A 9,866-nucleotide genomic window follows, 5' to 3' on the forward strand; every position below is an offset into this window, starting at 1 on the left:
CTCACATCCCCAGCGTCAGCCACAGGGCCAGCGGCGGGAACACCACGACCAGGAACAACACCACGATCGACCAGGCCAGGAACGGCATGACCTCGCGGGCGACCGCGATGAACGGGATCTTGCCGATGCTGGACACGACGAACAGCAGGAGGCCCACCGGCGGGGTGATCAGGCCGATCATCAGGTTGATCACGACCACGCAGCCGAAATGGATCGGGTCGATGCCGAGATCGATGCCGATCGGGATGAGGGCCGGCAGGAAGATGACCATGGCCGGCAGAGGCTCCAGGACCAGGCCCACCAGCAACAGCAGTATGTTGATGATGACCAGCACCATCACCGGATCCGTGGAGATGGTGTGGATCATGTCCACCACGCGGTCGGCGATCTGGCTCTCCGCCACCAGCCAGGAGAACGGTGCTGCCGCCGCCAGGAGGAACAGGATGACCGCACTGCTCCGTCCCGCACTGGCGAACAGTTCGGGCAATTCACTGAGTTTCAGGCTGCGGTAGACGAACATGCTGACGAACAGCGCATAGACGACCGCCACCGAGGAGATCTCGGTATCGGTCATCAGCCCCAGCCGGATGCCGAGCAGGATGATGATCGGCAGCAGCAGCGCCCAGACTGCACTGGCCGAGACCTTGAGCCTCGTGCGCCAGTCGACCTTCGGGCCGACCGGGAAGCCGCGGGCCCGGCCGATCAACGCGCTGATCACCATGAACCCGGCGGCGAGCAGCAGGCCCGGCAGCAGGCCCGACATGAACATCTTGGCGACGGAGGTGTTCGCCATCTGGGCGTAGACCACCATCGGGATGGATGGCGGGATGATCGGGCCGATCAAAGCACCGGCCGCAATCACCGCGCCGGAATAGCTGACCGGATAGCCCTTGACCCGCATCTCCGGGATCATCGCCTTGCCGATCGCGGTCGCATCCGCCACCGCCGAGCCGGAGATGCCGGCCATCATGACGTTGGCGCCGACCGAAACCTGGCCCAGGCTGCCAGGCCCGCGCCCGACCCAGACGCCGGCGAAGTCGATCAGCCGGCGGGTGATGCCGCCGCGATTCATGATCTCGCCGGCCAGGATGAACAGCGTGATCTGGACCAGGGCATAGAAGCTGACGCCGCTCAGCATCGAGGTCGGCAGCATGACCAGGTCGACAAAGCGGTCCGTCTTGAACTCGATGCCGAACCAGGCCGCGATCACCATCGCGAACCCGACCTCGGTGCCGAGGAGAAGCAGCAGGAGGAAGGACAGGAACAGGAGGCTCACGGGCGCGGTGCTCCCAGCACGATGCGGCGCACCATCCGCCACGCGATCAGGGGGATGAGCAGCAGGACGCCGGCCAGGACGCCGTAGGCCGGCACCGCCAGGGTCAGGTTGGTGCCCAGGATCATCTGATACTGGGCCACCTGGATCATGGTGACGCTCTTGACCGCCAGGATGACCAGCACGGCCAGCATGAGCAGGTCGACGAGCGTGTCGAGGATCGTCAGGATCCTGGGCGGCAGGACCTCGTGCAGGATCATGATGCGGATGATCTCGTCGGTCATGAACGCGCGGGCGAGTCCGACGAAGCAGAGCCAGACGAGGCCGATCTTCACGTATTCCTCGGGCGACTGCCGCCAGAGCACGAAGAAGTTGCGGTCAATGAACTGCGAGAACACCAGCAAGAGCAGGCCAACGACGAGCAGGCCGATGAAGATGTCGAGCACGCTGCCGACGATCCGGGCGAGCGTCGCCACGCGCCGGTCGATCGATTCGAAGGTCATGGAGAGCTCACCAAGAAGAAAGGCCGCCTCTTGGTGCAGGCGGCCTTCGATCCAGCTTTCTTATTCCTGCATGGCCCGGATCTTGGCCACGAGCCCGTCTGGCCAGACTGTGCCCTCGAACTGCTTGTAGACGTCCTTCAGGGCCTCGCGGAACGCCTCCTTGTCGGGCTCCGTCACCTCGACACCGTTCTCGGCGAAGATCTCATAGCCCTCCTTGTCGACCGCCTCGCCCGCCTTGGTCATGGCGGCACCACCGGTCGCGGCGGCCTTGCGGAAGATCTCCCGGTCCTCCTCGGAGAAGGACTGCCACAGGCTCTCGTTCACGTAGAAGGCCGCGGTCTCGAAGATATGGTCGGTGGGAGTGAAGTACTTGGCGACTTCGTACCACTTGTAGCCGACCGCGGCGTCGATGCCGTTCTCATGCCCGTCCACCTGGCCACGCTCGATTGCGTTGTAGGTGTCGCCCAGGCCCAGCACGACCGGCCGCGCACCCATCGTCTCGAAGGCTACCCGGATGCCGTCGATCGGCGGGATGCGGATCTTCAGCCCTTCCAGGTCGGCTGGCGTCTTGACCGGCCGCTGCGTGTTCTGCACGGCACGCGGCGAGCGGGCGCCATGCACCGCGAAGATGCGCACCCCCGACTGCTCGGCCAGATCGTCGTAGAGCGGCTGGAAAACCTCGCTGTTGGCGATCCGCTCGGCATCCTCCTTGGTGTTGAACAGGTAGGGCGTGTAGGCGACGTTGAGCGGTGCGCCGCCGCGCAGCACCCCGGCATTGCCGATTGCCAGATAGGTCATGTCGACCGTACCGAGCTGCACGCCGTTGATCAGCGCCTGGATGTCGCCCAGCTGGCTGTCCGGATAGACGCGGACCTTGATGCGCCCCTCGGAGAGCTTCTCGACCTCCTCGGCGAACACCGGCAGCGCCTCGTGAATGGTGCTCGACGTGGGCCATGGCGACCCCAGCCGGATCTCCTTCACCTCCTGCGCCAGTGCGCCACCGGCCTGCGCGACCAGCATCGCGGCGCCCAGCGCCGAAAGCAGCAGCTTCATCTGTTCCCCCCATGACCCCGTGATCAGCCGGCTAGATCCGATGGATCGATCCACGGCCTGGGCGGATGGTATAATGAGCTAACCAGCGAGTCGACAACCGCCAAGGGCGGCCAGGGAGCAGCCCAGGCAGTCAGCTCGCCGCCTGCTGATAGAGCGGCATCACCTCCGGCAGCATGGCCTCGATCTGGGCGATACGCTGTTCGCCGCTCGGGTGGGTCGACAGGAAGGCGGGCGCACCGTCGGCACCGGCATTGGCCTGCATGGCCTGCCAGAACGTCACCGCCGCCTCGGGGTTGTAGGCGGCCTGTGCCATGTAGCGCAGCCCCAGCGAATCGGCCTCGAGTTCCTGGTTGCGGGTATAGGGCAGGATCAGGCCGTACTGGACGCCCGCTCCCAGCAGGCCGATCATTTGCGTCGGGAGCCCGTAGGCCTGGGCACCGGCGCCGAACAGGGCAGTGCCCAGCTCGGCGAACTGACTGGTGCCGATCCGCTGTGCCGCATGGCGGGCGGTGACGTGGCCGACCTCGTGGCCCATCACCGTCGCGATCTCGTCGTCGCTCTTCGCGATGTCGAGGATGCCGCGATAGACCCCGATATGGCCGCCGGGCAGCGCGAAGGCGTTCACCTCGTCACTGTCGAATACCACGACCTCCCACTCGGAGAACGGGATGCTCGAGCCGCTGGCCGGCACGATCCGGCTGGCGATCCGCTGGACGCGGGCCTGGGCCTGCGGGCTGCGCAGCTGCGGCGTCTCGCCCTTGATCTGCTGGAAGGCCTGGGCGCCGAGCTGCGCCTCCTGCTCGGGCGAGACCGTGGAGGCGGCGAGCTCGTTATAGGCGGCGCAGCCGGAAAGCCCGGCTGTGGCACTCGCCCCGGCCAGCGCCAGGAGATGGCGGCGCGACAGGCCAGCACAGCATCGGCAGAACAACGGCATGACGTGCCTCCCCTCGATTCGGACCGGCAACTTGTTGAGCAGGCGACCCGGTCGCCGGTTCCCCGAATCCTGCCTGTGATTGCCGACAGCGCCAATCGGCAGGTGACGGCCGGGCAGCGCCATGCCAAATCCCGGCCTACGATCGGCCAGGCATCATGGCCGCCAAGCGAGCTTCGAGACTGCCGACCTATGACCGCTGGAACCGCAGCCCCCCGGCTGACGCTCGGAGCCGTCCTGTTCGTGATTGCCGGGGTCAGCGGCTACGCGGCAATGGACGCTGCCGGAATCTTCCTGGCCCAGACCCAGAGCGTCGTGCAGATCGTCTGGGCACGCTGTGCCTTCGCCCTGCCGGTGGTGCTCCTGGTCCTGGCACGACAGGGCGGGCTGGCGAGGCTCCGCACGAGCCGGCCGCTGGTCCAGGCGGTGATGGGCCTGTTCCCGGTGCTGGCGAGCTTTTCCGTGGCGGGCGGCTTCGGACTCCTGTCGCTGGCCGAGCTGACGGCGCTCACCTTCGCCGCCCCGCTCCTGGTGGTGGCACTATCGGCGCCGCTCCTGCGCGAACGCACCAGCCGGCACGACTGGATCGGCGTGCTGCTGGGCTTTGCCGGCATCCTGGTGATGGTGCGCCCGGGCACCGACGCGTTCGCCTGGGCCGCCATCTTCCCGCTCGGCTGCGCCCTGTTCTTCGCGCTCTACCAGATCGCCATGCGCTTCATCGGCCGCCACGACGACCCGGTGACCACGCTCGCCTGGTCGATCGGCACCGGCCTGATCGCGACCAGCATCGTGCTGCCGCTCGACTGGCGCCCGGTCAGTGCCGAAGCCTGGGCCGTCATGGTCCTGTCCGGCCTGCTGTTCGGCGCCGCCCAGTTCTGCCTGATCCAGGGCTTTAGGCGCGCCGCACCCGCCAGCCTCACCCCGTTCACCTACATCCAGATCATCCCGGCCACGCTGATCGGCATCGGCCTGTTCGGCACTTGGCCGGACGCCTGGGTCGTGGTCGGCGCCGCGCTGGTGATTGGTGCAGGGATCTATGTGCTGCGTGGCCGGGCTACGTCCGCGCCTAGGCCGCCGCGAGCGGTGCGTGGCGGGCGAGCCAATCCCAGAGGAACGGCACCAGCGCGCGGTCGGTGAACAGGCGCACCCGGTCCGCCTCACTCAGCAAAGTGACCGGCTGCAGCGCCAGGAGGGTCCGGGCGACCCGGCCGTCTGCCAGCGTCACCGGGCAGCCATGGGCCAGCAGCTCCCGGGCACGCGGCCCGATCAGGTCGATCGCCGGCAGCCCGTCGGTCAGGTCGGTCACCAGGGTCGGGCGCGGTGCCGCCTCGCGGATGCGCCGTGCCAGGTCGAAACGGTCCGACCGCTCGCTGGCGACCAGCCAGCGGTCCGGCCCGGTCCATAGCGAGCGGGGCTCGGTGCCGCCGGCACTGCCGGGGGCCGGGTCCAGTCGGTGGCCCAGCACGTCCGCCAGCGCATCGCCCAGGCCCGCCGCACCATGGGTGCCCGCCACGCCGATCACGGCACGGAGCGCTGCCACCTCCACCCGCAGGCCTTCGACCGCCGGGATCGGCACCAGCCCCAGCGCATCGGCCAGCGGCAGCGGACGCAGCTCGAAAACCTCAGCCACGCAGGCGCTCCCCGGCAGGATCATAGAAGACCGGGCTCACCACCCGGGCGCGATAGGTCCGGTCCAGGTGGAACAGGTCGACCTCCGCGCCCTGTTCCTGCAGCGCCCTGCCGTCTGCCAGGATGGCCAGGGCGATCGGCCGGCCGAGCGTGGGCGAGCGGTAGGCAGAGGTGACGTAGCCGCGGCTCTTCCGGTTGCCCGCCTCGTCGCGGATGAACATGTGGGCGCCGGTCGGGATCGGCTCGTCCGGGACGGTGTTGCGCAGCCCCACCAGCTCCAGCCGCCCGGCCTCGCGGCTGGCCACACGCTGCAGGGAGCGGCGGCCGACGAAGTCGTGCTGCTTGGTGCGCAGTGGTGCCGTGAAACCCAGGTCCTGCGGCTCGGTGTTGCCGTCCGTGTCGCGGCCCACCAGCACGTAGCCCTTCTCCGCGCGCAGCACGAGCAGGGCCTCGGAGCCGAGCGGCACCATGCCCTCTGGCGCGCCCAGCTCCTCCAGGCGGCGGTAAAGGGCCGGGCCGTAGGCGGCCGGCACGCTCAGCTCGAACGACAGTTCCCCGGTGAAGCTCACCCGGGCGATCCGCAGCGGCACGCCGGCAAGCTCGGTCTGGCAGAAGCCCATGTGCGGCAGGGCTGCGGCCGACAGGTCGACCGGCAATGGCAGCCGCTCGACCACACGTCGCGCCTTCGGCCCGGTCACCGCATAGGTCGCCCAGGCGGTGGTGACGTTGGTGGCGATCACCTCCAGCTCCGGCCAGCCGGTCTGCCGCCATTCCTCGACGATCGCATGGACGCCCGCGGCATGGCTGGAGGACGGCGAGAGCAGGAAATGGTCCTCTGCCAGCCTTGCCACCACGCCGTCGTCATAGACCTTGCCATGCTCGGTCAGGAGGAACACGTAGCGGATCCGGCCGGGCTTCAGGTCGCTCAGCCGGTGGTAGTAGAGCCGGTCGAGGAAGCTGCCGGCATCCCGACCCTTCAGCTCGATCTTGCCGAGCGGGCTGCCGTCGAACAGGGCCACGCCGGAGCGGGTCGCCAGCACCTCGCGCTCGATCGCGGCCTGCCTGCCCTCCCCGCCCTTCGGGTAGCAAGCCGGCCGCCACCAGCCGCCATAATCCTCGAACACCGCCCCTTGCCGCTGGTGCTCCCGATAGGCCGGCAGCAGCCGGAGCGGGCTCAGCAGGCTACCCTGGCGGGAGCCGGCCACCCCGGCCAGCGAGAACGGGGTGTAGGGCGGGCGGAAGGTGGTGGTGCCGACCTCCGCCACCGGCCGGTCCAGCCGCTGCGCCAGCAGGCCCAGCCCGTTCAGATTGCTGGTCTTGCCCTGGTCGGTCGCCATGCCGAGCGTGGTGTAGCGCTTGAGATGCTCGACCGAGACGAAATTCTCCTGGACGGCCAGCTCGATGTCCTTGGCCGTCACGTCGTGCTGGTAGTCGACCCACTGCCTGGCCTTGGGCCGGTCCAGCTTGCGCCAGACCGCCTGCGTCCAGGCCGGTTCCGGCTCCGCCACGGGTGCTGGGAGCGCTAGGTCGGCGCTGGCCGCAAGGAGCCCGGCCTGATGTCCCTGCACCAGGCAGTCCGCCGTGGCGAACGCACCGTTCGCGGCACCGACCGTCCGCACCACGCCGGCCGGCCCCTCGGGCACAAAGGCGTCGATCGTTTCTTCGAAGCGCAGCCGGCCGCCCGCATGCATGTGCAGGTGCAAGCTGGGCGTCCAGCCGCCTGCCACCGCCACCAAGTCGCAGGCGATCTCCGTGGCAGACCCGCCCGACAGAGGCTCCACGCGCACGCCGGTTACACCCTTGCGCCCGTGCACCGCGGTCACCACCGCGCCGGCATAGGTCGGGAACTCCGGATGCGGCGGGCTGTCGGCGCGCAGATCGACAATCACCGGCTCCGCACCGGCGGCCGCCAGCAGTTCGGCGGTGCGCCGGCCGGCGGCATTGCCGGTCAGCACGACCGGGTGACGCCCGGCGAGCACGCCGTGGCGGGCCAGATAGCTGCGCGCGGCAAAGGCGGACATCACGCCCGGACGGTCATTGTCCGGGAAGACCAGCGGTCGCTCGATGGCCCCGGTCGCCAGGATCACCTGCCCCGCCCGCACCTTCCACAGCCGCTCGGGCGCGAAGCCGCGCGGCAGCCGCCGCCGCTCGGCCAGGACCAGGAGGCCATGGTCGAAGATCCCGAGGGCCGTGGTGGTGGGCAGCAGGGTCACCTTCGGATGGGCAACCAGCTCGGCGGTAACCACCGCTACCCATGCATCGCCCGGCTGGCCGTCGATCACGACCGGATCAGTCAGGAGCTGACCGCCCGGGCGTGGCTGATCGTCGACCAGCATCACCTCCAGCCCGGCCAGCGCCGCGGCCCGGGCAGCGGCCAGTCCGGCCGGCCCGGCACCCACCACCACGAGCGGTACCTGCGCATGGCGCTGGGCGCGCTGCAGCGGCTCGCTCTGGTCCGGCACCACGCCCAGGCCGGCCATCTTGCGAATGCGTGGCTCGAACAGGTGCCAGCTCGGCCGCATGAAGGTCTTGTAGTAGAAGCCCGCCGGGATCAGCGGGTGCAGCCGGTCGACGAAGCCGTACAGGTCGCGCTGTGCGGACGGCCAGCCATGGACGGTGCCGACCACCATGCCGTCCTCCAGCGGCACCAGCGTGGCGCGTGCGTTCGGGTCGTGCCGGCCATCCGGGAAGCGCACGTCCAGGATCGTGTTGGGCTCCTCCGGCCCGAAGCCCCAGAGCCCGCGCGGGCGGTGGTACTTGAACGAGCGAGCGAGCACCCGCTGGCCGCTCGCCAGCAGGGCCGAGGCCAGGCTGTCGCCGGCAAAGCCCTGCAGGCGGCGGCCGGCGAAGGTGAAGGAGAGCGGGCGGGCGCGGTCGAGATCGGTCCCGCCTGCCGGAAGGCGCAGGGAATGGTGGCTCACGCGGCTTCCCCGGCACCGCCCAGCACCGCCTCGGAGGGAGCTGGCGCGTCATGGCCGGCGGGTGCCTCGGCCGGCCCTGCCCGGCGGCCCTCGGCCGAGGGATGACCCGGCAGCACCGAGGTGCCATGGATCTCGTGGGTGACGGTGTCGCGGTCGACCAGGAACCACTGGCCGCAGCCGGCGCCATGGCACCACAGCTCCTGCTGCCGGCCGCGGCGGTTCTCGCGGAAGAACAGATAGTCCGCCCAGGCCCGGTCGTCCGCCGTGTCGGGCAGCGGGCGCCGGACTGCCGCCTCCACGCCGAACCGGAACTCCGTCTCGTCCCTCGGGCCGCACCAGGGACAGGCGATCGACAGCATCCCACCTCCGTCACACCCGGCGCACAGGCCCGGGCGCGGCCAAGGCTAGCGGCGCACCGCCATTCCGGCCAGTCCGCAGCCCCTGCCCTTCGGCTGGTGCCGCTCCAGTTTTACGGGCAGGCTGACGCCGCCCGCAGGCGGTGGACGAGGCGAGGGACGCGGCTCATGAACAAGGACGTCAAGTTCAACCTCTGGTACTGGCTCGCCGCGCTGGCCGGCATCCTGTTCATCCAGTACCTGTACAGCACGAGCCAGCAGGTAGCGCCGATCCTCTACAGCGAGTTCGAGCAGTATCTGCGCGACGGCAAGGTCGCCGAGGTCGCGATCTCCGACAACTTCATCCGCGGCGAGTTGAAGGAGCCGCTGCCTGGCGGCCAGCGCTACTTCACCACGACCAGGGTGGATCCGGCGTTTGCCGACGAGCTGCAGAAGTACGATGTCCGCTTCACCGGCCAGATCGAGAGCAACTTCCTGTCGGACCTCCTATCCTGGGTCCTGCCGGTGCTGCTGTTCTTCGGCCTGTGGATGTTCCTGCTCCGGCGGCTGGGCGGAGGGATCGGCGGCGGGCTCATGCAGATCGGCAAGAGCCGGGCCAAGGTCTATGTCGAGACCGACACCAAGGTGACCTTCGAGGACGTGGCCGGGGTCGACGAGGCCAAGGACGAGCTCAAGGAGATCGTGGCCTTCCTCAAGAACCCCGAAGAATACGGTCGCCTCGGCGGACGGATGCCCAAGGGCGTCTTGCTGGTGGGCCCGCCCGGCACCGGCAAGACCATGCTGGCCAAGGCGGTGGCCGGCGAGGCCAAGGTTCCGTTCTTCTCGATCTCCGGCTCGGAGTTCGTCGAGATGTTTGTGGGCGTGGGGGCGGCCCGGGTGCGCGACCTGTTCGAGCAGGCGCGGGGCAAGGCGCCGGCGATCATCTTCATCGACGAGCTCGACGCGCTGGGCCGCGCGCGCGGGATCGGGCCGATGGCCGGCGGCCATGACGAGAAGGAGCAGACGCTGAACCAGCTCCTGGTCGAGCTGGACGGGTTCGACAGCCGCAGCGGCCTGGTCCTCCTGGCCGCGACCAACCGGCCGGAGATCCTGGACCCGGCGCTGCTGCGCGCCGGAAGGTTCGACCGCCAGGTCCTGGTCGACCGGCCGGACAAGACCGGACGCATCCAGATCCTCAAGGTGCATATGAAGAAGGCGAAG

9 protein-coding genes are annotated in these 9,866 nt (G+C 69.2%); 2 read left to right on the top strand and 7 right to left on the bottom strand.

Annotated features, from left to right (window positions below; all coding sequences use genetic code 11):
- Window position 1 precedes the first annotated feature (1 nt).
- The 4 genes from VNS22_RS27775 to VNS22_RS27790 form a co-directional block, all read right to left on the bottom strand.
- Complete coding sequence (locus VNS22_RS27775; protein ID WP_325738387.1) at window positions 2-1,276, bottom strand: TRAP transporter large permease; 1,275 nt, start codon at window positions 1,274-1,276, stop codon at window positions 2-4.
- The gene (locus VNS22_RS27780) at window positions 1,273-1,776 is read right to left on the bottom strand and encodes a TRAP transporter small permease (protein ID WP_325738388.1); all 504 of its coding nucleotides are present in this window, start codon (window positions 1,774-1,776) and stop codon (window positions 1,273-1,275) included. Before VNS22_RS27780 ends, VNS22_RS27775 begins: the two co-directional genes overlap by 4 nt.
- Window positions 1,777-1,836: 60 nt before the next feature.
- The gene (locus tag VNS22_RS27785; RefSeq protein WP_325738390.1) at window positions 1,837-2,829 is read right to left on the bottom strand and encodes a TRAP transporter substrate-binding protein; all 993 of its coding nucleotides are present in this window, start codon (window positions 2,827-2,829) and stop codon (window positions 1,837-1,839) included.
- Between the two features lie 130 nt (window positions 2,830-2,959).
- On the bottom strand, window positions 2,960-3,763 hold the full coding sequence (locus VNS22_RS27790; protein ID WP_325738392.1) for a M48 family metalloprotease: 804 nt from the start codon (window positions 3,761-3,763) through the stop codon (window positions 2,960-2,962).
- A gap of 189 nt (window positions 3,764-3,952) precedes the next feature.
- Between VNS22_RS27790 and VNS22_RS27795 the strand changes: the two genes are divergently transcribed.
- A complete protein-coding gene (locus VNS22_RS27795; RefSeq protein WP_325738394.1) occupies window positions 3,953-4,897 on the top strand; it encodes a DMT family transporter in 945 nt (314 codons plus the stop codon).
- On the opposite strand, the gene VNS22_RS27800 is transcribed toward VNS22_RS27795, so the two are convergent.
- From VNS22_RS27800 to VNS22_RS27810, 3 genes are read right to left on the bottom strand one after another with little or no spacing between them, the layout of a single operon-like run.
- Complete coding sequence (locus VNS22_RS27800; RefSeq protein WP_325738395.1) at window positions 4,827-5,390, bottom strand: hypothetical protein; 564 nt, start codon at window positions 5,388-5,390, stop codon at window positions 4,827-4,829. The genes VNS22_RS27795 and VNS22_RS27800 overlap by 71 nt on opposite strands.
- Window positions 5,383-8,310, bottom strand: a complete 2,928-nt coding sequence (locus tag VNS22_RS27805; RefSeq protein WP_325738396.1) for a 2Fe-2S iron-sulfur cluster-binding protein — start codon at window positions 8,308-8,310, stop codon at window positions 5,383-5,385. Before VNS22_RS27805 ends, VNS22_RS27800 begins: the two co-directional genes overlap by 8 nt.
- Entirely contained in the window at window positions 8,307-8,669 is a 363-nt protein-coding gene (locus VNS22_RS27810; protein ID WP_325738398.1) for a sarcosine oxidase subunit delta, read from the bottom strand. Before VNS22_RS27810 ends, VNS22_RS27805 begins: the two co-directional genes overlap by 4 nt.
- A gap of 165 nt (window positions 8,670-8,834) precedes the next feature.
- Here VNS22_RS27810 and VNS22_RS27815 point away from each other — a divergent pair.
- On the top strand, window positions 8,835-9,866 hold a 1,032-nt coding region (locus VNS22_RS27815; RefSeq protein ID WP_325738399.1), incomplete at its 3' end, for an ATP-dependent metallopeptidase FtsH/Yme1/Tma family protein.

The sequence above is a fragment of the Geminicoccus sp. genome (assembly GCF_035556675.1).
In the GTDB taxonomy this organism is placed as follows: Bacteria; Pseudomonadota; Alphaproteobacteria; order Geminicoccales; family Geminicoccaceae; genus Geminicoccus.